The following is a 24,302-nucleotide window of genomic DNA, read 5'->3' on the forward strand; positions in this document are numbered from 1 at the left end:
CAGTATGAGCCAGGATAACAAACTGCAGGTCGAAGCCATCAAAAACGGCACGGTTATCGATCACATCCCTGCGCAGGTAGGCTTTAAGCTCCTGTCGCTGTTTCGCCTGACCGAAACCGACCAGCGCATCACCATCGGCCTGAATCTGCCGTCGGGGGAGATGGGCCGCAAAGATTTGATTAAGATCGAGAACACCTATCTCACGGAAGATCAGATCAATCAGCTGGCGTTTTATGCGCCGCACGCCACCGTCAACCGCATTGATGACTATGAAGTGGTGGCCAAGATCGCCCCTGCGCTACCGGATCGCATCGATCGGGTGCTGACCTGTCCGAACAGCAACTGCATCAGCCGCAGCGAACCGGTGTTCTCCAGCTTCGCCGTGAAGCATCGCGCCGATGAGGTACACCTCAAGTGTAAATACTGTGAGAAAGAGTTCGCCCGTCATGTGGTATTGGGTCACTTTTAATCGGCCCTGCCGCGCTTATAATGAACCGCGTTTTATAGCGGGCAGCGCCTTTGCTGCCCCGGCCTTACTCTAAGGAGAAATGATGTCTCGTGAAATCAGTACGGAAAAAGCCCCAGCGGCTATCGGCCCCTACGTGCAGGGCGTTGATCTCGGCAGCATGATCATCACCTCGGGTCAGATTCCGGTGAACCCGGCCACGGGCGACGTTGCTGAAGACGTATCGGCACAGGCGCGCCAGTCGCTGGAAAACGTGAAGGCGATCGTCGAAGCGGCGGGCCTGAAGGTTGCCGATATCGTGAAAACCACGGTATTCGTGAAAGATTTGAATGACTTTGCGACCGTAAACGCCACCTACGAAGCCTTCTTTACCGAGCACAATGCGCCCTTCCCGGCGCGCTCCTGCGTGGAAGTGGCCCGTCTGCCCAAAGATGTGAAGATTGAGATTGAAGCGATCGCGCTGCGTCGCTAAATCTGACCGCGCACGGCACTGACCGTGCGCGTTTTTGCACACTGTCCTTACCTTTCCTGGTACAGCACTCCCCTCGCCCGTTGATTTGAGCGGTAAAGCGTATCACGCACCGGCAACATACCACTGTCCACGCACGTCAGCCACTGCTGGGTTGAAAGCACCGCCGCAAAATTTGACTGCATTACCACACAAAATACCCGATGGATCTCTTCTGCGCTCGCCTGTCCTGCCTGATTCATATACGGCAGCGATCCGCTGGCATCATGAAGGTATTCTACGGCGGTTCCCCTGTGCCAGGCGTGGTTAATGGTTGAGGCATTACAGTTGTGGGTCATGTAACCCGTAACGGTAAGCGTATTAATATCGCGCTCTGCCAGCCACTCCGCCAGTTGCGTGCCGGCGTAGGCGCTGGCACGGGATTTTTTTAGCAGAAGATCGTGCGGACGTGAAGCCACGGTGGGATGCAGTTGCCAGCCGTCGCTGTCTACCGCAAACAAGGGGGCATCAGCAGGCGAGGTCTGCTGCACCACAATCACCGGGATCCCCGCCTCACGCGCCTTATCCATAACAAGACCAATATTGGTCAGCGTTTCATCAGGGCTGGGATATTCCAGTGGAAGATTGCCGCTAAAATACTCATTCTGAACATCAATTACGATCAAGGCGCGCTTTGCGGTAAAGGTTGTGACCATTAGCAGAACTCCTCCGAAAATGCCGGGCTGACAGTGCGCCAGTCCTCTCACCCCATCTTCCCCTGTAGCCGGAATGCGGTATAGTGGCCCGAAAGACAATAAACGAAATAATCGGGCCAATATGGAAACCAGGATGCCACCCAGCACTATCGCCGTTTTGGCGTTTAACGGTATAAGTCCTTTTCACCTTTCAGTGCCTTGCCTGGTGTTTGAAAACCGTGCCGGTGAAGGTTTACCTGCCTTCGACCTGCGCGTCTGTGCCGTGGATGCTGACGAAAATGCTAAGCTGCGCACCGTCGCGGGTTTTACGTTACATAGCGATCTGACGCTTGAGGATGCCATGCAGGCCGAGGTGTTAATCGTCCCTTCCTGGCGCAGCGCAACGGAACGTCCACCCGAGTCCATGCTGAATGCGGTGCGAACGGCCTGGCAGCGCGGGGCAACGGTAGTCGGCCTGTGCCTGGGCGCCTATGTGCTGGCGGAAGCCGGGCTGCTTGATGGACAGCAAGCCACCACGCACTGGAGCGCAGTGGCAGATTTTTCGCAGCGCTATCCGCAGATCACATTACTGCCTGACGTGTTGTATCTGGATGCGCATGACGGGCGACTGGTGACGTCGGCCGGCACCGCAGCAGGGCTCGATTGCTGTCTGCATTTAGTACGCCGCTGGTATGGCGCAGAGGTGGCGAACCAGATTGCACGGCGGCTGGTCGTTGCGCCCCACCGTCAGGGCGGCCAGGGGCAGTATATTGAACAGCCCCTGCACCATCAGCCGGGCGGAGACCGTTTATCGGATTTATTGAACTGGATGGTGGCGAACCTCGCTGAGCAGCATACGCTTGATGCACTGGCGCAGCGAGTGTCCATGAGCCGGCGAAACTTCACCCGACGCTTTCGTGAACTGACGGGAATGACGGTCAACCAGTGGCTGCTGGGCCAGCGTCTTGCGTATGCTCAACGTTTGCTGGAAAGCACGCGCCAGCCGATCGAAAACGTGGCGCAACAGTCAGGCTTTGGCAGTGCGGTATCCTTGCGCCAGCACTTTAACAGGACTTTCAAGACCTCGCCGGGAGCCTGGCGTAACTTGTTTAGCCGCGACTGACTGCGAGAATGTTACATTTTAGGACGCCACAGCCACAGCACGGCAATCGCCAGTGCAAACAGTGCGCCGAAGCCCATGCCGGTCGCCACCGCGGGCGCGCCAGCCCGAATGGCTAAGGTATACAGCCCAAGCATCACCAGCATGGCGGTGTTTTCAACGAGGTTCTGTACCGCGATGGCATTACCGGATCCCACGCTCTGTTTGCCCCGCTCCTGCAGCAGCGCGTTAAGCGGAACCACGAAGAAACCGCCGAGTACGCCAATCACTAACAGCAGCAGGTAAGCATTCAGCAGCGTATGTTGCAGCGAGAAAATCACTACCACGATCCCAATCAGCACACCGGCAGGCATACAGCGGCGCACGGTCTCCAGCGTAACCAGCCTTGCCGCCAGCGCCGCGCCCACGACGATACCGACCGCCACCATGGCATTCAGCGTGGTCGGGGTTTTGTTATCCTGGATCCCCAACGCCACCGGCACCCATAACACCAGCAGAAAACGCAGCGTGACGCCTGCGCCCCAGAACATGCTGGTCCCGAGCAGGGAGAAACGCGTTTCAGCGTTGTTCCACAGTACGCGCGTTGCGGCAATAAAGCTGCGCAGCATGGCCGCGAAGTTCCAGCTCTGGCCGGGACGCGCGGCGTGCAGTTTAGGGATAAACAGGTTCGCCGTTACCGCCACGGCATAGGTCAAGGCACAGACCGCCAGCGCGGCAATCAGGTTCCAGTCCGCCAGGATGCCGCCCGCCACCGAGCCCAGTAAGATCGCCGCAATGGTGGAAGCTTCCATCAGCCCGTTGGCTTTGACCAGCTTCTCGTCATGGGCGATTTCCACAAGAATGCCGTATTTGGCGGGCGAATACGCCGCCGCGCCGATCCCCACCAGGGTGTAACCCAGAAAGGGATTAAAGCCAAAGCAGATGATCATCGCACCCAGTAGCTTCAGGCTGTTGGCAAACATCATGACCCGCCCTTTGGCAAAGCTGTCCGCCATCTGCCCCACAAACGGGGCCAGCAGGATATAGGTTGCCACGAACAGCATCTGCAGGATCGGCTGGCTCCAGTCGGGATAGAACTGGTTTTTTAATAATGCCAGTGTGGCAAACAGCAGGGCATTATCGCCGAACGCGGAGAAAAACTGCGCCACCATTACCGCTATCATGCCGCGCGACAATAACGGCGCATCACGTTCTACGATCATGCCTGTTCCTCTTCCGCCATGTTTTTCAGCGTGACATAGTCAGGTTTACCACTGCCCAGGAGAGGCAACGTTTTTACCACGCGAATGTCGCGAGGTACGGCCAGCTCGGCAGCCCCCAGCTCACGCGCGGCTTTTTGCAGGCTCTCGCGTGCCAGTTCGCTGTCGGTAGTAAACAGCACTAATGCTTCACCCCGATTACCGTCAGGCCGCAGCGAGGCCGCATGCTGTTTATCCGAAGAGGCCTTCAGGGCAATCTGCTCGACCACCTCCAGTGACACCATCTCACCGGCTATTTTGGCAAAGCGTTTGGCGCGCCCCTGAATCTGGCAGAAGCCGCCCTCATCAAAGCTGACGATATCGCCGGTATCGTACCAGCCCGCTTCACTCTGGCCTTCGCCGTTATCAGCGGCCGGGGTTTCCAGCACGCCGGGGTTCTCGACCCGCAGATAGCCCTTCATGATGTTGGGGCCACGCAGTTGCAGCTGCCCGCCGTTTTCGATGCCCGGCACCGACATCAGGCGAGAATCCATTCCCGGCAGGATACGGCCCACGGTATGCGCTTTCGCGGCCATCGGCACGTTGATCGCCACCACCGGCGCGCATTCGGTAACGCCATAGCCTTCCAGAATACGAATGCCGTACTTGTCCATATACAGCTGGCGCGTGGTTTCCTGCAACTTCTCTGCCCCGGCCACCACGTAGCGCAGTCGCGCAAAGTCATAGGGCTGGGCAAAGCGGGCATAGTTACCCAGGAAGGTGGAGGTCCCAAACAGAACGGTGCAGTTACGGTCGTAAACCAGCTCCGGCACGATTCGATAGTGCAGCGGGCTGGGATAGAGAAAGACCTGCGCCCCGGTCATCAGCGGTGTAAACAGCCCCACGGTCAGGCCAAAAGCATGAAACAGCGGCAGGGCCGACATAAAACGGTCGCGCGGCGTAAAGTCTGCCACGGTACGGATCTGTTCAACGTTGGCCAGCAGGCTTTTGTGCGAGTGCACCACGCCTTTGGGATGGCCTTCCGATCCCGACGTAAACAGCACCATCGCCGCCTCTTCAGGCTGTTGCGCCACCTGGGCCTGGCGCGGCGCGATCAGATGCGCCAGTATCCAGAGCTTGTCTTTGAGCGTGACGGTATCCTTCAGATCTTCCAGGTAGATCCACTGTACCTCTGTCAGGCCCTGCGGCAGGTGCCACAGGTTGCCCTTGTCCAGAAACTGGCGGGACGTAAACACGGTTTTCACTTTTGATGCGGTCAGCGCCGCGCGCATGCCGCTTACGCCAGCGGTATAGTTCAGCATCGCAGGCACGCGCCCACGCAGGGAAGCGCCCAGGATAGCCGCCGCGGTGACCGTGGCGTTAGGCAGCAGCAGCCCTACGTACTCTTTGGGTTGGCTGTAACGCTCCAGAATCCGTCCGACGCCCAACGCTTTTTTCAGTAAACCGGTATAGCTGTCCGGTTTGAAATTCACATCTTCAATGCAGCGTTTAAACGCGCCGTAGCGCTGGCGGGCATTGAGAAATGCCTCAAACAGGGTTTCCCGTGGGCGCACGGCCATGCGTGCTTCCATCATAATGTGATGCAGGTGTTCACCGGCCAGCACGCGACGATCACGGGCGCGTTTCGCTTCAGGCATTGGAATATAGGTGCCGGGTAAAATGCTGAGTGTGATGCGCGGAAACAAACGACGCTTAAAGACGCCCGCCAGGCGACCAAACGGCGTAAACTCCGCGCCTTCAATGCGCATCGGCACCACGGTGGCACCAGATTTTGCCGCGACAAATCCGGCCCCGCTGTAAATTTTCATCAGCGATCCGGTGACGGTAATCCGGCCTTCCGGGAAAATGACCACCGGACGCCCGCTGTCGATCAGCCGCACCAGCTGCTTCAGCCCCAAAGGTTTAGTGGGATCGAGCGGAACAAAATCCACGTACGGCTTGATGAGACGTAAAAACCAGTGCTCGCTGATCGACGAGTAAATCGCAAAAACCGGTTTGATGGGCAGAAACAGCGCCAGCAGCGCCCCATCCAGAAACGAGGTGTGATTCGGGGTAATCAGCACCTTCTGCTTATGCAGTTCAGCGAGATCGCCCCGGAGTTCAACCCGCCACAGCAGGCGGAATACCAGGCGGAAAAAGGTGAATAACATGCCGGCTCCTTAGCATCTTAAAAATAGCCACTCACGATGCAGGATTTAGCCGTAATCGACAACTGATTATTGGCAGATTTCAGCGCTATGCCGCCTTCATGGTGCGGTATGCCAGCCGCCGCCCAGCGCCGCGATCAGCGCCACGCTACTGACCCACTGGGTGCTTTTCAGCGTCAGTAAACTTTGTTGCGCGCTCAGGCTGCTGTTTTCGGTTGTCGCCACATCCAGATAGTCAATCATCCCGGCCTCATACTGATTGCGTGTGACCTGGGCCGAAGTCTGCGCGGCGGCGGTGGCGCGCTGCTGTGCGGCGATTTCGCCCTGCAGCGTGTTCAGTTCCACCAGGCGGTCTTCGACATCCTGCATCGCCGTCAGCACCGTCTGTCGATAGTTCGCCACGCTGGCATCGTAGGCAGCGCGGGCCTGATCCACACTGGCCGAGGTGGCGCCAAAGTCCAGCAGCGAGCCGCTCAGCTCGGGTCCCATCGACCAGACGCGGTTAGGTAACGCGAACAGGTTATGCAGCGCAGAGGCGCTCACGCCGCCGCTGGCGCTGAGGGTGAGATCGGGATAGTACCCGGCGGTGGCAACCCCGATCGCCGCGTTGGCTGCCGCCATTTTACGCTCGGCCATGGCGATATCGGGACGGCGCTGCAGCAGTTCGGCCGGTAAGCCGCCGGGGATCGCCGGTAAGGTTGCCGTCAGGGTTGCGGCAGGCAGGCTGAAATCCGCGGGCGCTTTGCCCACCAGCAGGGCGATCGCATGTTCCATCTGGGCGCGCTGCCACTGATAATCCTGGGCCGAGGCGCTGGCGCTCTCCAGCTGTTGCTGCGCCTGAGCCACCGTGGCGCGGGATTCCGTTCCCGCCTGATACTGGTTCTGTATCACGCTCAGATAACGCTGATAGGCGGCGATGCTCTGCTGATACAAACCAATTTTTTCGTCCATGATGCGCAACTGGAAGTAGTCTTCCGCCAGCTCGGTCTGGGCGCTCAGGGTGATATTGGCGAGTTCCGCTGCGCTGGCCTGCGCGCTGGCCTGATCCTCTTCCCGTGTCCGACGCAGTTTGCCCCATAAATCCAGCTCCCAACTGGCATTCAGCGCCGCCTGATGGCTGCTGCTGGTGGTGCGCGAGCTGTCAGTGTGGCTGCCGCTCCGCGTCGTACTGGCGTCATAATCCAGGGTGGGAAACAGCGCCGCCCGGGACTGCGCCACCAGCGCCTGCGCCTGGCGATACTGCGCCGCGTATTCAGCCACATTCTGGTTAGAGAGGCTGACCTGACTGAGCAGGCTGTTTAGCGTGGCATCCTGGTACACCGACCACCATTCGCCCTTGTGCCGATCGTCCTGGGGCGTCGCCTGCTGCCAGCCTCTGGCCTCTTTGTAGTGAACCGGCATCGCCATCAAAGGGCGTTGGTAATCGGGGCCAACAGTACAGCCGCTCAACAGCAGCACCAGCACGGCCGGAAGACGTGATTTCATGATTCAGGTTCCCGCATGGCGCAGACGACGCCATTGACGTTGGGTGGCACGGCTCAGGCGATCGAGCCACAGATAAATAACCGGTGTGGTAAACAGCGTCAGCAGCTGGCTCAGCGCTAACCCTCCGGCGATGGCAATGCCCAGCGGGCTGCGTAAGTCGGCATCACCGCCGCTGCCCAACGCCAGCGGCAGCGCCCCGAAGAACGCGGCCAGCGTGGTCATCATAATGGGGCGAAAACGCATCAGGCAGGCCTGGGTAATCGCCTGCTGGGGTGACAGGCCAAGCCGCCGCTCGGCATCGATGGCAAAGTCGATCATCATAATCGCGTTCTTTTTTACGATACCGATCAAAAGGATAATGCCGATCAGCGCGATCACCGTGAGTTGCGTATTAGTCAGTAACAGCAGCAGCAGCGCGCCCACGCCCGCCGAGGGCAATGTCGACAGAATCGTCAGCGGATGAATATAGCTCTCATACAGCACGCCAAGAACGATATAGACCGCCACCAGCGCCGCTACAATCAGCCACGGCATCGTGGCGGTCAGTTGATTAAATTCGGCCGCTGTGCCGGCATAGCCCGCCTGAATGGTTGAGGGCAAGCCAATCTGGGCCATCGCCTGTTTGATCAGCGCCTCCGCCTGCTCCAGCGAGACGCCGTCATTCAGGTTAAAGGCCACGGTGCTGGTAGCTGACTGCCCCTGATGCGTCACCGTCAGCGGAGCATTGCCGCCCGTGAAGCTGACAAAGGCCGACAGCGGAATGCGGTCGCCGCTGTCGTTAATGACGTACAGCTGCTGCAATATCGCCGGATCGCGGGTATCGCTGTCCTGCAGCGACATCACCACGTGATACTGATTGAGTGTATGGTACAGCGTGGCAATCTGGCGCTGGCTGAACGCGTTATTCAGCATCGTGTCCAGCATCTTCACATTCACCCCCAGCCGGGTGGCCTGGTCGCGGTCGATCGTCAGCATCACTTCCTGACCGCCGGTTTGCGCATCGGAATCAACGCTGTTGAGCTGCGGAATCGCCGCCAGTGCCGCCTGGACTTTAGGCGTCCACTCGCGCAGCAGGGCCAGATCGTCCGCCTGCAGGCTGTACTGATAGGTGGCATTGGCACTGCGCCCGCCGATGTGCAGATCCTGCGCCGCCATCAGAAACAGCTGCGCGCCGGGGATCTTACTGGTTTTCTGGCTTAAGCGGTTAGCCACCTGGCTGGCCGTGGCATCACGCTTGTCAAAAGCTTTAAGCCGGACAAAAAAGTCGGCGTTATTGCGCGAGCCAAACATCCCGCTGCCCATGGATGACATCACGCTTTCAACGGCAGGATCGGACCGAATGATGTTGGTGAACTGCAGCATCTTCGGCTTCATCGCCTGAAACGAAATATTCTGATCCGCCCGTAAGGCACCCATCAGCAGGCCCGTATCCTGTTCGGGGAAAAAGCCTTTCTGCACCACCGTATAGAGAAACAGGTTAAGCAGCACGGTGAGCAACAGGCTGAACAGGGTCAGTTTCTGATGGCGCATGACCCAGTTGAGACCGCGCGAGTAGGCCGCAAGCGCGTGGTTTAACTGATTTTCAATCCACTGATAAAGCGGATGCGGGCGCTTGCTCACGTTGGGTTTCGGTTTCAGCAGCCGCGCGCAGAGCATCGGCGTCAGGCTCAGCGAGACAAACATCGAAATCACCAGGGAAACGGTTAGCGTGATCGCAAACTCGCGAAACAGCCGCCCCAGCAGGCTGCCCATCAGCAGGATGGGAATAAACACGGCAATCAGCGAGACCGTCATCGACAGCACGGTAAAGCTGACCTCCCGCGCACCGCGGATGGCCGCACGCAGCGGGCGCTGGCCGGCTTCAATATGGCGGGTGATATTTTCCAGCACCACGATGGCGTCATCAACCACGAATCCCGTGGCGATGATCAGCGCCATCAGCGACAGGTTATCCAGGCTGTAACCCAGCAGGTACATCACCGCACAGGTTCCGATCAGCGAGACCGGTAGCGCCAGGGCCGGAATGATCACCGCCTGCAGGTTGCGTAAAAAGACAAACACCACCGCAATCACCAGCAGCACCGCAATCAGCAGCGTTTCTTCGGTATCGTATAGCGAGGCGCGCACGCCGGGCGAACGGTCCACCACCACCTTAAGCTGAGTATCGGCAGGCAGATCTTTTTCCAGGGCAGGCAGGCGGGCTTTGATGGCATCGATGGTGTCCAGCATGTTGGCGCCCGCCTGGCGCTTGATGCCCACCATGACCGCCGGTTGGGCATTGAGGAAGCCGGCCTGATAGCGATCCTCCACTGAATCGTACACGCTGGCGACGTCGCTCAGCCGCACGACATTGCCGTCTTTGTTGCTGATAATCAGGTTGCGATAGCTGGCGGCTTTGTCCAGTTGGCCATTGCCGTCCACCATCCACGACTGGCTGCTGCCCTGCAGCGAGCCTTTAGGCAGCGTGGTGGTGCTGTTGGCCACCGCGCTGCGCACCGTATCCAGCGAAATGCCTGCGTGGATGAGTTTAAGCGGCTGCAGATCGATGCGGACCGCAGGCAGCGCGCTTCCCATTAATGACACGTCGCCCACGCCCTTGATCTGCCCCATCGCCTGTTCGATTTTACTTTCGGCCAGATCGTAGAGCTCACCCGGCGAGCGGGTGGCGGAGGTCAGCGCCAGCATGACAATCGGCGCATCCGAGGGGTTGGCTTTGTGGTAGGTCGGCAGCGATGCCATCGCGCTTGGCAGCAGGCTGCGTGCCGCGTTGATCGCCGCCTGCACGTCGCGTGCCGCGCCGTTGATATCCCGGTTAAGTTCGAATTGTAAAATGATGGTGCTGGAGCCCTGCGAGCTGTTTGAGGTCATCTCGGTGATACCGGCAATCTGCCCCAGCGAGCGTTCCAGCGGCGTGGCAACCGTTGCCGCCATGGTTTCCGGGCTGGCACCGGCCAGGCTGGCGTTAACCATAATAGTCGGGAAATCCACCTGCGGCAGCGGGGCCACCGGCAACAGGCGGTAGCCCAGCACGCCAAGCAGCAGAATCGCCAACGTCAGCAGCAGCGTGGCGACCGGGCGGAAGATAAACAGCCGGGTCAGGTTCATTGCCCGCTCCGCGCCTGTTGCTGACGGCGTTTCACCCAGGCATTGCCGCGCTGGGCAATCCAATCAAACCACAGATAGATCACCGGCGTTGAGAACAGCGTCAGTACCTGGCTGACGATCAATCCGCCGACAATCACCAGCCCCAGCGGCTGCCGCAACTCGGCGCCCGATCCGGACGCGAGCATCAGCGGCAGTGCGCCCAGCAGCGCCGCCATGGTGGTCATCAGTATCGGGCGGAAACGCAGCAGACAGGCCTGATGAATGGCTTCCCGGGGGGAGAGATGCTGCTTGTTTTCGGCCTCCAGCGCAAAATCGATCATCATGATGGCGTTCTTCTTCACGATGCCGATGAGCAGAATCACCCCGATCAGCGCAATCAGGCTGAACGCCGTATTCGCCAGCAACAGGGTTAACAGCGCCCCGACCGCCGCAGAGGGCAGCGTCGAGAGGATCGTCACCGGATGGATAAAGCTTTCATACAGAATGCCCAATACCACATACATCGTCAGCAGGGCCGCCAGTATCAGCCACAGCGTGTTACTTGTAGCGCTTTGAAACGCCGAGGTTTCTCCCTGATAGCGCAGCGTAATCGCCGAGGGCAGCTGCAGCTGTGCAGTCACTTTGGTAATGGCGTTCTGCGCATCTTCCAGCGAATAGCCGTCGTTGAGATTGAAGGAGATCATCACCGCCGGAAACTGATTCAGCCGCATGTGCATCAGCGACCCGGTCCGCTGGTGGATCGTGGCGATGGCGGTCAGCCTGACCATGCCGCTGCTGGTGGTTGTGGCCGTGCTGGTGGCGGTTGAGGCTGATGAGGTATCCGGGCTGCTGCTGGCAGACGTGCTGTCTGATGCGGTGCTGGACGTGCTGGCAGAGGGTTTCAGATACACATCGTCGAAAGCGGCCGGGCTTTGCTGGTATTGCGGAGCGACTTCCAGCACCACGCGATACTGATTCGACTGGGTAAAGATCGTCGAGACCAGCCGCTGTCCAAACGCGCTGTAGAGCGCGGTATCAACGTCCGCTGCGGTCACGCCCAACCGCGCGGCTTTGTCCCGGTTCAGCTCGACATAAGCCACCTGGCCCTGATCCTGTAGGTTACTTACCACGCCGTTGAACTCTGGCCGTTTCTGCAAGGCCGCCACCAGTTTCGGCGACCAGGTCACCAGGTCTTCGCTGTTGGCATCGTCAAGGGTGAACTGATACTGGCTCGGCGTGACCTGATCGTTAACCGTCAGATCCTGTGCTGGTTGCAGATAAAGCTGAATGCCTACCACGCGCGTTGCCGCCTGCTGCAGCTGTTTGATGATTGCACCGGCTTTGTCGTCGCGTTGACCAAAGGGCTTCAGGTTGATCTGCAACCGACCGCTGTTCAGGCTGGTGTTGTTGCCGTCAATACCGATGGTCGAAGAGACGCTCTCAACCGCCGGATTTTGCATGATCACCGCAGACAGCGCCTGCTGGCGCTTCGCCATCTCGGTAAAAGAGACGTCCTGCGTGGCCACGGTCACGCCCTGAATCAACCCGGTATCCTGAGTTGGGAAGAAGCCTTTGGGGACAAGGATATACAGCAGCGCGGTGAGAGCAAAGGTTGCCAGCGCCGCCAGCAGCGTCAGTTTCTGATGATCCAGCACCCGGGTCAGCAGGCGGTCGTACCCGCGAATCAGCCAATCAAAAACCTCGCCGCCTTTGCGCGCGAAACGGGACTGCTTCTCGGGCGGAACAAAGTGCAGCAGGTAAGCACACAGCATCGGTGTTAAGGTCAGCGAGACCAGCATTGAAACCAGAATGGATACCGCCAGCGTGATGGCAAACTCGCGAAACAGGCGCCCCACCACATCGCCCATAAACAACAGCGGAATCAGCACCGCAATCAGGGAAAAGGTCAGAGAGATGATGGTAAAGCCAATCTGCTGCGATCCCTTTAACGCCGCCTCCAGCGGTGGCTCCCCTGCTTCCAGCCGCCGGGAAATATTCTCGACCACCACGATCGCGTCGTCGATCACAAAACCGGTGGCAATCGTCAGCGCCATCAGCGACAGGTTATTGAGGCTGAAGCCAGCGAGATACATCACGCCAAAGGTTCCCACCAGCGAAAGCGGTACCGCCACGCTGGGGATCAGCGTGGCCGCCACGTTACGCAGGAACAGAAAGGTCACCATCACCACCAGCGCAATGGAAAGCATCAGCTCAAACTGGACATCGCGGATGGAGGCGCGAATGGTTTGGGTACGATCGGACAGGATGGTCATTTTCACGCCGTCGGGCAGCGCGGCCTGCAGCGTGGGCAACTGCGCCTTGATGCTGTCCACCACCTGGATGACATTCGCCCCCGGCTGGCGCTGCACGCCGATCACGATGGCCGGGTGGTTGTTGGCCCAGGCAGACTGGAAGCTGTTCTCCGGTCCCTGCTCAATATGGGCGATGTCCTTCAGCCTCAGGGCGGCGCCGTTCTGGTAGGTCAGAATCAGGTTGCCGTATTCGGCGGCGGTGCGCAGCTGGTCGTTGGCGTCGATGGTGACGGAGTGATAGCGGCCGTCAAATCCGCCCTTGGAGCCTTTGACGTTGCTGTTGCCGATAAGCGTATTCACGTCCTCCAGCGTCAGGCCATGAGCCGCCAGCGCCTGAGGGTTCATCTGCACGCGAATTGCCGGTTGGTAACCGCCCGCGAGCGTTACCATGCCCACGCCGGAAATTTGCGAGAGCTTGAGCGCAACGCGGGTATTCACCAGGTCCTGAACCTGCGTCAGCGGCAGAGTATCCGAGCTGGCAGCTAAGGTGATGACCGCACTGTCGGCCGGATTGACCTTTTTATAGGTGGGCGGCGTGGGCAGATCGGTCGGCAGCAAATTATTGGCGGCGTTGATGGCGGCCTGCACCTCCTGCTCGGCCACATCCAGCGACAGATCCAGGCTGAACGTCAGGGTGATGATCGACGATCCGCCTGAGCTGGTCGAGCTCATCTGGCTCAGGCCTGACATCTGCCCCAGCTGGCGCTCCAGCGGTGAAGTGATCGTCGATGCCATTACGTCCGGGCTGGCACCGGGATAGAGCGTTGTCACCTGAATGGTTGGGTAATCGACCTGCGGCAGCGCCGACGTTGAGAGAAACCGGTAAGCAAACAGGCCAGCGATCAGCACGCCCGCCATCAGCAGGATGGTGGCGACCGGACGCAGAATAAAGAGGCGTGACGGGTTCATTGTGCCTCAGCCGGTGGAGTCGGTTGGGTGCTGTCCGCGACCGAAACTTTACTGCCGTTGGTCAGGCGATCGATCCCTTCCGTGACCAGACGGTCGCCAGGCTTCACGCCCTGCAGAATAGCCTGCCACGTCTCACCGTAAGCCGGACCTGCCGTAACCGGCTGGCGCGTCACGGTGTTGTCTTTATTGATGATAAAAACAAAGCTGCCGTCGCTGCTCAACTGTAACGCCTGCGCCGGAATAATGGTGGCGCCTTTCAGCACGCTGGTTTGCAGGCGTAGGTTCACAAACTGGTTGGCGTACAGCGCCTCGTCGTCGTTAGCGAACATGGCTTTCAGCGTAATGGTGCCGGTCGCCGTGTCGATCTCGTTGCTGATAAATTTCACCTGCCCCTGACTCAGGGCATGCTGGTTATCCTGATCGAAGGCGGTGGCGGGCAATGTCCGATCGTGATGAAGAGCTTTTACCAGCGTCGGGATATGACTTTGGGGCACGCTAAAGGTAACGGCGGCAGGCTGCATCTGGGTAATGGTCACCAGCCCGGTCGTGGAGGCACTCTGAATCATATTGCCCGGATCGACCTGACGCAGCCCTACCCGACCACTGACGGGTGCGGTGATGCGCGCATAGCCAATATTCAGCCTGGCGCTGGCAATCTGGGCCTGATCGGCAGCCACTGCGCCGCGATACTGTCCCACGGTCGCGATTTGCGTATCTAAATCCTGGCGGGACAGCGAGTCCTGGGCCGCCAGTTTACGGTAGCGTGCCAGCGTCAGTTCGGCACTTTTCAGCAACGCCATATTTTCGCTGAGCTCCCCCTGATACTGATTCAGCGTGGCCTCGTAGCTGCGGGGATCGATCTGCGCCAGCAGCTGGCCCGCTTCAACCTTCTGCCCTTCGGTGAAGTAAACCTTCTCCAGTTGACCGTCTACCCGGCTGGTGACCGTTACGCTGGCATTGGGGATCACCGTACCCAGCGCGTAGAGATAGACCGGCACATCGGCGGTGCTGGCGGTGCCGCTGTGAACCAGCGTCGTGCCGCCTTTCAGCATACCAGGGCCGCCATGGCGTCCGGCATGACCGCGCGCGGGCAGGGTGCCGCCTGCGCCTTTATGGCCCATCAGTCGCCATGCCACGGCGGCAACGATTAACAGCGCAATGAGCAGAAGCAGCCATTTCAGCCAGCGGGAACCACGGGTACGGGGAGCGTGAGTAGTCATCGAACTCTTCAGGTAAACAGGGATAAAAGAAATCCTCCGGATGGGAGGCATCGTCGAAACGGCATCTGCAAAGATTATCGGCTACTTGTGTTACGACTTTCCATCGCCAAACCGTAAGGGTTGCGTTAAGAAACCTTACCAGTCCCCTGCCCACGGGGTGGACCCGCACGAATAACAGGGGCTGGCGGCCGGAATAGTGGGCAAAAAAAACCCACGCATCTGCGTGGGTTGGTGTAATAACGATTGGCCTTGCCGGAGCAGTGCCCGTTTTCACACCCATCAATACCTCTGGGATGTCCATACTCTCACCCTGCAGGAGTCAGTGACAGGTGAAAAAGGAAAATGAATTCGGCGAAATGAAACGAGGTGTAAAAACATCCACACCTCACTTACAGTTTGATTTGGTTAGGATTTATCTGAACCGCTATCCACAGGCTTGCTGTAGATGGCATCCGGGGCAATATTCATGTGCTTGAGCACCGGCCCCATGATGTTACCGAACACCGGCGCGGCTACGGAGCCACCGAAGTGATCGCCCGCGGTAGGATGGTTAATCATTACAACCAGCGCCACCTCAGGATGGCTGGCCGGGGCAATACCTGCGGTGTAGTTCACATAACCGCCATCATACTTCCCGCTGCTGCCCATCTTTTCAGCCGTACCGGTTTTGGTGGCCAGTCGATAGCCCGGTACCGCCGCTTTCAGTCCGGTACCGCCCGGCAGGACGTCACTTTCCAGCATGTGCACCACTTCCTTGACCGTTTCCGGATTAGCGACCTGCTTGCCCAGCACCGGCGGCGTCACTTTGGTGATCGACAGCGGACGATAAACGCCATAGGAACCCAGCGTGGCGTATTCACGGGCAATTTGCAGCGGCGTGACGCGCAAACCGTAGCCGAAGGAAAAGGTCGCGCGTTCGATATCGGCCCAGCGCGTGCGGTGCAGCGGGAAATACCCTACGCTTTCGCCGGTCAGCCCCAGCCCGGTGGGTTTACCCAGGCCAAATGCATAGTAGGTGTTCACCAGGGCTTCCGCCGGCATCGCCAGGGCGATATGAGAAACGCCGATGTCGCTCGATTTTTGCAAAATGCCGGTCATGGTCAGGCGCGGCCAGTGACCGACGTCGCGGATCAGGTGGCCGTTAACCCGGTAAGGCGTGGTATCCAGCACGGAATCCGGCCGGACGAGGTGACGTTCCAGCCCTTCCATCACCACAAGGGGTTTTACCGTTGAACCCGGCTCGTAGCTGTCATTAATGGCGGTATTGCGCATCTGCGCTGGGGTTGCCCCCTGATAGTTGTTGGGGTTGAACGAGGGATAAGAGGCCATCGCCAGAATCTCGCCCGTATCAATTTTAACCAGCACCGCCGCGCCCGAATCCGCCTTGTTTAGCAGCACGCCATCGCGCAGCTTACTGTAGAGCGTGTACTGGCTGAATTTATCAATGCTGAGCTGCACCGTCGGCGGCTGAGTGGGCGGCTGGTAGCTAATCATCGCGATAATATTCCCCGCCGCATCCTGCCGGTAGACTTCTTTACCCGGCTGGCCCTGCAGGACTTTATCAAAGCCCTTTTCCAGTCCGTTGAGGCCGGTGTTATCGGCCCCCACAATACCAATCAGCGGCGCGGAGGCTTCGCTCATCGGATAAAAGCGACTGTCGTCGTAGACTTCACTGATGCCTTTAAGCTTCAGATCTTTAATATCTTTGGCGATCCCCAGTTCGACTTTGCGCCCGAGATAGAGAAAACGACGTTTGGGGTTAGCGGTGATCTGCGCCGCGACCTCTTCTGGTCGCATACTTAATGCCGCCGCCAGATAGGCCCACTTGGCGCTGGTAAAATCAGGGTTGCTCTCCAGCACGCGCTGCGGATCGGCGATGACATCCCGCGACGGTACGCTGAGCGCCAGAGCTTCGCCGTTGCGATCCAGTAAGGTGCCACGGCTGGTCGGAAGCGTAACGGTACGCAGCGAGCGCTGATCGGCCTCGTGTTCCAGCATGGGCTGATTAAGAAACTGCAAATCGGCGACGCGCACCAGCAGAACAGCCATGCAGGTAAATACGCCCAGGCAGATCAGGCGAAAACGGAAAGGGTTAAACGGGGCTTTTATCTGGTCTTTACCCAGTAATTTTTTAATCCGGGGCATGGCAATCCGCTGCGCTTAAAAAAAAGAGGTCAATCCCGCAGTTATAATCAAAGCACGGGTAAAAACACAGGAAAACTGTGTATCAGTTCGTTATCGTTCAGTTTATTTCGGGCAAAAAAAACCTGCGTATCTACGCAGGTCGGTGTAATCAAGAAAAAATCAGTTGATGTTCACCCATCAATACCTCTGGGATCCTGAATGTAGCAAGCGAAACGGCTTTTTCGCCACGACTGAAACGCAACAGATGCCTGCAAAATGTAACCAGCCGTGTGAACCTTAGGCTTTTGTGCAAACGGCATGTTTTTTAATGTCAACCAGGCAACTCATGGCGTTGGGTCCCTGCGTCAGGGATGACGTGCCGATATCCAGGGTTAACACATTGGGGTTGCCCGCCCGGTCAAACGGCTGCCACGCTTTGCCAAAACCGGGATCAAACCAGGCGCCGGTGGAAATGATCACCACGCCCTGCTTCAGCCCCTCAGTCAGACGCACGCCGGCCAGTATTCTGCCGCGCGCATTGCTGACCTCTATTTCGTCACCGTCTCCGATATCCCGCACCGCCGCATCCTGCGGATGCATATACAGGGTTTCATGCCCGGCGGTTTTGTTACTCTGAACGGTAGCCGTCGCATCTAACTGGCTGTGTAACCGGTCCGATGGCTGAATGGAGATCATGTGTAGCGGATAATCACGGCTGGCTGCCGCGCCCAGCCATTCCTGAGGCTCACGCCATTCCGGATGCCCGGCCATATCCTCCAGGTGGTAGTCAGCGATGGTCTGGCAGAACAGCTCAATCTTACCGCTGGCAGTCTGTATCGGGTTGGCCTCGGGATCGGCGCGGAAGTCTTCCATAAAGATATAAGGCTTACCGCCTTCGGGGATCTCCACAAAGCCACGCTGCCAGAACTCACCGAACTCAGGGAAAGGAATGCCACGACGGCCGTGCGCCACCGCACATTGCTGGTAGAGATGTTCTATCCACTGCATCTCGTTGCGCCCTTCGGTGAAGGTATCGCGATAGCCTAAGCGCTCGGCGAGATCGGCAAAAATATCAAAATCGTTCCGTGCCTGATGTTGCGGCTTAATCGCCTGGTGCATTGCCAGTACAAACCGGTCACGTGATGAACCGCCGATGTCATTACGCTCCAGCGTGGTGGTGGCGGGCAGCACGATATCGGCCATCTGCGCCGCAGGTGTCCAGACGATATCCTGGACCACTACGGTATCCGGCTTCTGCCAGCCTTCCACCAGCCGGTTAAGCTGCTGATGATGGTGAAACGGATTGCCGCCCGCCCAGTGCACCATATGAATGTCCGGATAGTGCAGAGTTTCGCCCTGGAAACCATAAGGCTGGCCGGGATTGAGCAGCATGTCACTGATGCGGGCAACCGGAATGGACAGGCCTGAAGGGTTCGGTCCGGTGCTCATCATCGGCGCGGGGCCTTCCTGACGCGGATTGCCCACGCTGTTCATCGAGCCGTGTCCAAACGAGAAGCCCGCGCCCGGCAAGCCCGGCTGCCCGAGCATGGAAGAGAGCGCGATCATCATCCAGTAAGGCTGTTCGCCACGGTGGGCGCGCTGAACCGAATAGGAGCAGGTGATAAAACTGCGTTTGCCGATCAGCTGTCGGGCCAGATGTACAATGCGATCCGCCGGGATATCGGTGATCTTGCTGGCCCAGCCGGGCGTTTTGGCGATGCCGTCGCTTTCACCCAGCAGATAGGCACGTAGCTGTGGCCAACCGGTGCAGTGACGGGCCAGAAACGCCTCGTCTGTCGCACCACGCTGACAAATTTCGTAACCGAGTGCCAGCATCAGCGCCACGTCGGTATTCGGCCGGATCGGGATCCACTCCGCGTTAACAAACTCTGGGCAGTCATCGCGCATCGGGCTGATGTTAATCACCGGCGTGCCTTTTGCCGCCAGCTGCTCCAGCGCCGGTTTCAGGCTGTGCTGGCCTGCGCCGCCGGATGCCACCTGGGCATTTTTTAACGCCAGCCCACCGAAGGCGACAAACACCTCCGCATGTTCCACCACCTGCGGCCAGTCGGTGACGCGCCCGGTCAGCGGCATGTAGGTGCCCATCACGTAAGGCAGGAAAAACTGCGCGGCGCCCCAGCTGTAGTTGCCTTGCTGATCGACGCCACCGCCGCCCTGGAAATAGAAGCGGCGCACCAGGGTACGCGCATGATTGACGCGCCCTGCCGATGACCAGCCGTAAGAGCCATTAAAAATGCCGGATGCACCGTAGCGTTCGCGAATACGGCGATTTTCCTCTGCCACCAGATCCAGCGCCGTCTCCCAGTCAACGGCAACAAAATCTTCGCGTCCGCGCAGCGTGCGGTCACTGTTTTCGCGCGATTTCAGCCATGAGCGGCGCACCATGGGCTGGCGAATACGTTTGTCTGAGTAAACCAGTTCCGGGATGGTGTTGAGCATCGGCGAGGGATCGGCGTCGGCAAAAAAAGGTTCGCAGCCGATAAGACGATCGTTTTCGCTTACCGCGGTAAAGGCGCCCCAGTGCGCCAGATGTGGCACTTTAGTTTTCATGGTCATCGCTATGGCAGGTGTTGGGATCAGCAGCATAGCATGGGCCGCAACCTGAACAGAAGGCATCACCAACCGTCTGATTTTACCCTGTTTGCGACAGCGCTGGCATTCTGTTGTCTTGATGTGCGCCCGCTTTTCCGTAACACTGGTGCGATGTGTAAACGTTTCCCCAAAATCAGGTAATCGCATGGCCACCATTAAGGATGTTGCCCGGTTGGCGGGAGTTTCCGTCGCCACGGTTTCCCGCGTCATCAACAATTCGCCTAAAGCCAGTGACAGTTCACGTCAGGCGGTCAGCCAGGCGATGGAGTCGCTGCAGTATCATCCAAACGCCAATGCACGGGCGCTGGCGCAGCAGTCCACTGAAACGCTGGGGCTGGTGGTCGGGGATGTTTCCGACCCGTTTTTTGGCGCGATGGTGAAAGCCGTTGATGAAGTAGCGGGCCAGACAGGCAACTTTCTGCTGATTGGTAACGGTTACCATAATGAGCAAAAAGAGCGGCAGGCTATTGAGCAGCTGATGCGCCATCGCTGCGCGGCGCTGGTGGTGCACGCCAAGAAAATCCCCGACAGCGAGCTGGAAGTGTTGATGAAGCAGATGCCGGGCATGGTCTTACTGAACCGTCTGCTGAAGGGTTTTGAAAAGCGCTGCATCGCGCTGGACGACCGCTACGGCGCCTGGCTGGCGACGCGCCATCTGATTCAACTGGGCCATCAGAATATTGCGTTTATCTGCTCCACTCACACGATTTCCGATGCGGAGGATCGCCTGCAGGGTTATTACGACGCGCTGCAGGAGCACGGCCTGCCCTGCAACGATCGGCTGGTCGCCTGGGGCGAGCCGGACGAAGTCGGCGGCGAGCAGGCGATGACGGAGTTGCTGGGGCGCGGTAAAAACTTCAGCGCCGTGGCCTGCTACAACGACTCCATGGCCGCCGGTGCCCTGGCGGTGCTGAGCGACAACGGCGTGCAGGTGCCGGAAGAGATGTCACTCATCGGCTTCGATGACGTGCTGGTTTCCCGCTACGTTCGCCCTCGCTTAACCACGGTGCGTTACCCGATTGTCACCATGGCGCAGCAGGCCGCTGAACTGGCTCTGGCGCTGGCACATCAACAGCCGCTGCCGGAAGTGACCAATATGTTCAGTCCCACGCTGGTCCGCCGTCATTCTGTCGGCGGCCCGGCGACCTCATCCTGAGTTGATCCTTGCCTTGCCGCGACGCTCAGCGCGGCATAATCTCCCCTGGAAACCCATCCGCCGAATCAGCTTCAGGCCATTGTTCCGTATATCTTCTCCATCCCTCATCTTCTGCGGAATAAGCCGGTGGCATTCGTGTTGCAGGAAGGCGGCAAGGTGAGTCATCCCCGGGAGCTTACTGCAGTAAGTGACCAATATGTTCAGTCCCAAGCTGGTCCGCCGTCATTCAGTCGGCGGCCAGGCGATCTCATCCTGAGTTGATCGTTGCCTTACCGCGACGCTCAGCGCGGCATAACCTCCCCCTGGAAACCCATCCGCCAAATCAGCTTCAGGCCATTGTTCCGTATGTGTTTTCCATCCCTCATCTTCTGCGGAATAAGCCGGTGGCATTCGTGTTGCAGGAAGGCGGCAAGGTGAGTCATCCTCGGGAGCTTACGGCAGTAGGTGACCAATATGTTCAGTCCCACGCTGGAAACCCATCCGCCAAATCATCCCCAAACCATTGTTCAAAATGTCTTTTCCATCCCTCATCTTCTGCGGAATAAGCCGGTGGCATTCGTGTTGCAGGAAGGCGGCAAGGTGAGTCATCCCCGGGAGCTTACTGCAGTAAGTGACCGGGGTGATGAGCCGCGGCCAACGCACCTGCGGCGCGAAGGACACCCGCTTATTGGCTGGGGTGATGAGCTGCGGCCAAGGACACCTGCGGCGCGAAGGACGCCAGCTTATTGGCTGGGGTGATGAGCCGCGGCCAAGGACACCTGCGGCGCGAAGGACACCCGCTTATTCATTTGAAGGCGCGGAGGAGGGCCTCAAGAGGCCTGACAAGGGCGATGACGGTTTCGTCCTGCACCTGCGCCGCCGCATCCAGCTTCGCATGCATCTGCGCCATTTCGCTGGCCCCAAACGCCTGGTTACGGACATAGGCATTCACCATGTTGATGCCCATGACGCTCAGCTCATCCACCTGTTTCGCGCTGCTTTCCAGCGCCTTAAGTGGCGCGCTGCCGTTGAGTAATGGCGCAACCTGAGCAGCGTTATCGTGCCAGCGTTGGAGTTGAGAGCGAATAGCTGCGGCAGCCGCCACGTTGCTTCTGTCTTCAACCAGCGCGACCACCTGCTTATCCAGTGTTCTGACGGCGTCGCTTTCTGCCGGTAAAACATCGGCCAGCCGGTTCAGCGGCTCAAAGTAGTTGTAATGCCCGGCCTGAAACTTGAGATGCTGTCGAGTGTAATACTGGGCCGGTTCCAGCGCCTGAGCCAGCACGCGCAGCGGCTGAATATCCGTGCTGTTTGCAAGCCGCGTCATCTGTCGGTCTGCCTGATAATGCTGCTGCAGCCCCACCGATACGGTCGTCCAGCGGTCCATTGCCGCCAGCCGCTGGTACATGCTGTCGGGATCGGTGACATCCTGGGCTGACCATAACCGCTCCGCAACCACAAACGCACGCGGCCAGAGTTTGGTATCAATAATCGCGCTGTTGACGTTTTCGGCCCACAGCGCGGCCTCACCGCCCAGCAGGTTTTGCTGCATCTGGCGCGCATCCGGCAGCACAGGCTGAATCCCCCTAGGCACCGCGTCGAGCCGCTGCCCTTCGGCCGCGTAACGGACGTTACCCACCAGCATGTATCCGCTCAGTTGATTGTTCGCCAGGGTGACGACCGGTTTGAACGGTCCCATCCAGGTATCCACCGTGAACGTCAGCCGGTTCGCCGAAAGCCAGTCGATGGCGTTCACCAGACGACGCGATTTTCCGGCAAAGTCGATAAAACCGCGCCAGCCGTCGCGGCCTTTAATCAGGGTGAAACTCCCCGTTACCGGGCTGCCTTTTAACCGTGGCATGGTAAAGGACCAGCTCTGAGCCTGTTCGCCCGACTGCACCACATCCTGGCCGTTAAGGCCCTGAGGATAGATTTCGTTGCGATAGTGATAGCTGGCCGGCTGAGGCTGATCGAGATAAAAACCCGTGGACAGAATGCCGCGATAGCCGTTTTTCGCTACCGTGCCCAGTGCATCCTGTCCCTGCCAGGACTGAATCAGAATGCTGTGCGGCAGATCGGGATGGGCAATTTCATCCCAGCCCACCATGCGCCGCTGGTGTTTTTCGAGGATTTTCTCAACGCGCTGATTGAACCAGGCCTGCAGCGCATGGGGATCGGCTAATCCACGATCGCGCATAAACTGCTGAACAGCGGCGGATGCCTGCCACTGGCTGGGATCCACCTCATCGCCACCGATATGCAGGTAGGGATCGGGGAAGATCGCTGCCATCTCCCCCACCAGCGCGTCAATAACCTGATAAACCTGTTCGTTGCTGGGATCCAGCAAGGGTTTGAAAACGCCCCACCCGCGCTCCATCTGATACGGCCCCGGCGCGCTGATCAGTTCCGGCATCGCCACCGCCAGCGCGGAGGCATGGCCGGGTATATCCAGCTCCGGCACCACGCGCACGCCACGCTCAGCCGCATACTGCACCACCTCACGCATCTCCGCCTGAGTATAGAAAAGCCCGTCGCTGGCTTTCTGCTGCAGTTGCGGATAGCGGAGGGAGGCAAAGCGCCAGCCCTGATCGTCGGTGAGATGCCAGTGCAGCACGTTCATTCGCGCCGCCGCGATCCCATCGATCTGGCGTTTCAGCGTTCTGACCGGCATAAAATGGCGGGCGCTGTCGATAAGGATGCCGCGCCAGGCAAAGCGCGGTTTATCGTGAATCGTTATCCAGGGAATACGGGTGCCTTCGGCACTGTTTTCTATCAGCTGCAGTAACGTTTCCATGCCGCGCATCGCGCCAAAGCGGCTGTTGGCTTTCAGCAGCACGCCGTCGCGGTTGACGTCCAGTTGGTAACTTTCATCGCTGTCAGGCTGAGGGACAGGGTTGACCGCCTGCGCGATGGCAATACGAATTGTGGGATGCTCAACCGGCTGATCGGCGGGTAACAGCGGCCAGCCGGTTTGGCGAGCGATGCGCGACAGCCAGCGTGTTTCGGCGCCGGGCAGCGTGTCCCCGACAATCTGTAGCGTCAGCTGTGGGGTGAGCGTCAGCCAGCCTGCGTGGGCAGGTTGCTCAACCTGCTGTGGCCACGGCATGAGCGGCAGCGTATCGGCGGCGGCGGAAAAGGTCAGCGCACAACAACAGATCAGCACATTTCGACGTAACGGCATTGGCACGGCTCCCTGCGGGTCAATGGCTAAAAAGAACGATAAACAGAGTTAAGTCATTTTGCTCCGCTAAGCAAATTCGCCCGCCGGAAAAGGCGATCTCGGGTCTGTTTTTTTTCAGTGTCGATTTTATCTTCTTGTTCAAGGCTTCTTTGCTTCAGGTCAAA

At 58.8% G+C, this 24,302-nt stretch carries 14 protein-coding genes; 4 read left to right on the forward strand and 10 right to left on the reverse strand.

Going from position 1 to position 24,302, the window contains the following annotated elements:
* Positions 1–4: 4 nt before the first annotated feature.
* On the forward strand, positions 5–469 hold the full coding sequence (gene pyrI, locus NXS97_RS10775) for an aspartate carbamoyltransferase regulatory subunit (protein WP_013024382.1): 465 nt from the start codon (positions 5–7) through the stop codon (positions 467–469).
* Between the two features lie 82 nt (positions 470–551).
* Positions 552–938: a 2-iminobutanoate/2-iminopropanoate deaminase gene (ridA, locus tag NXS97_RS10780; protein WP_014606727.1), complete on the forward strand. Its 387-nt coding sequence runs from the start codon at positions 552–554 to the stop codon at positions 936–938.
* A 47-nt stretch (positions 939–985) separates the two neighbouring features.
* Here the strand turns inward: ridA and NXS97_RS10785 are convergent, their stop codons facing one another.
* A complete protein-coding gene (locus NXS97_RS10785; protein WP_116219997.1) occupies positions 986–1,630 on the reverse strand; it encodes a cysteine hydrolase family protein in 645 nt (214 codons plus the stop codon).
* Between the two features lie 133 nt (positions 1,631–1,763).
* Between NXS97_RS10785 and NXS97_RS10790 the strand changes: the two genes are divergently transcribed.
* Complete coding sequence (locus tag NXS97_RS10790; RefSeq protein ID WP_088900618.1) at positions 1,764–2,732, forward strand: GlxA family transcriptional regulator; 969 nt, start codon at positions 1,764–1,766, stop codon at positions 2,730–2,732.
* Positions 2,733–2,743: 11 nt separating this feature from the next.
* On the opposite strand, the gene lplT is transcribed toward NXS97_RS10790, so the two are convergent.
* From lplT to NXS97_RS10830, 8 genes are all read right to left on the reverse strand, one after another.
* Complete coding sequence (lplT, locus tag NXS97_RS10795; protein WP_064353060.1) at positions 2,744–3,931, reverse strand: lysophospholipid transporter LplT; 1,188 nt, start codon at positions 3,929–3,931, stop codon at positions 2,744–2,746.
* Entirely contained in the window at positions 3,928–6,078 is a 2,151-nt protein-coding gene (gene aas / locus NXS97_RS10800; RefSeq protein ID WP_064353059.1) for a bifunctional acyl-ACP--phospholipid O-acyltransferase/long-chain-fatty-acid--ACP ligase, read from the reverse strand. The genes lplT and aas overlap by 4 nt, the downstream gene beginning before the upstream one ends.
* A gap of 96 nt (positions 6,079–6,174) precedes the next feature.
* On the reverse strand, positions 6,175–7,560 hold the full coding sequence (locus tag NXS97_RS10805; protein ID WP_116219996.1) for an efflux transporter outer membrane subunit: 1,386 nt from the start codon (positions 7,558–7,560) through the stop codon (positions 6,175–6,177).
* A 3-nt stretch (positions 7,561–7,563) separates the two neighbouring features.
* Entirely contained in the window at positions 7,564–10,665 is a 3,102-nt protein-coding gene (locus NXS97_RS10810) for an efflux RND transporter permease subunit (protein WP_116219995.1), read from the reverse strand.
* Entirely contained in the window at positions 10,662–13,865 is a 3,204-nt protein-coding gene (locus NXS97_RS10815; protein WP_116219994.1) for an efflux RND transporter permease subunit, read from the reverse strand. The genes NXS97_RS10810 and NXS97_RS10815 overlap by 4 nt, the downstream gene beginning before the upstream one ends.
* Entirely contained in the window at positions 13,862–15,085 is a 1,224-nt protein-coding gene (locus tag NXS97_RS10820) for an MdtA/MuxA family multidrug efflux RND transporter periplasmic adaptor subunit (protein ID WP_014606735.1), read from the reverse strand. The genes NXS97_RS10815 and NXS97_RS10820 overlap by 4 nt, the downstream gene beginning before the upstream one ends.
* Before the next feature lie 405 nt (positions 15,086–15,490).
* Positions 15,491–17,230 carry a penicillin-binding transpeptidase domain-containing protein gene (locus NXS97_RS10825; RefSeq protein WP_014595174.1) on the reverse strand — a complete coding sequence of 580 codons (1,740 nt, stop codon included), beginning with the start codon at positions 17,228–17,230 and terminating at the stop codon, positions 15,491–15,493.
* Between the two features lie 276 nt (positions 17,231–17,506).
* Positions 17,507–19,780: a molybdopterin guanine dinucleotide-containing S/N-oxide reductase gene (locus NXS97_RS10830; protein ID WP_024472194.1), complete on the reverse strand. Its 2,274-nt coding sequence runs from the start codon at positions 19,778–19,780 to the stop codon at positions 17,507–17,509.
* A gap of 187 nt (positions 19,781–19,967) precedes the next feature.
* Between NXS97_RS10830 and galR the strand changes: the two genes are divergently transcribed.
* Positions 19,968–20,978 carry an HTH-type transcriptional regulator GalR gene (galR, locus tag NXS97_RS10835; protein WP_013024371.1) on the forward strand — a complete coding sequence of 337 codons (1,011 nt, stop codon included), beginning with the start codon at positions 19,968–19,970 and terminating at the stop codon, positions 20,976–20,978.
* A 784-nt stretch (positions 20,979–21,762) separates the two neighbouring features.
* Here the strand turns inward: galR and NXS97_RS10840 are convergent.
* Positions 21,763–24,138, reverse strand: coding sequence for a beta-N-acetylhexosaminidase (locus NXS97_RS10840; protein ID WP_015701088.1), 2,376 nt, complete (start codon positions 24,136–24,138; stop codon positions 21,763–21,765).
* Positions 24,139–24,302 lie beyond the last annotated feature (164 nt).

This window comes from Pantoea sp. B623, assembly GCF_024814475.1.
In the GTDB taxonomy this organism is placed as follows: Bacteria; Pseudomonadota; Gammaproteobacteria; order Enterobacterales; family Enterobacteriaceae; genus Pantoea; species Pantoea ananatis.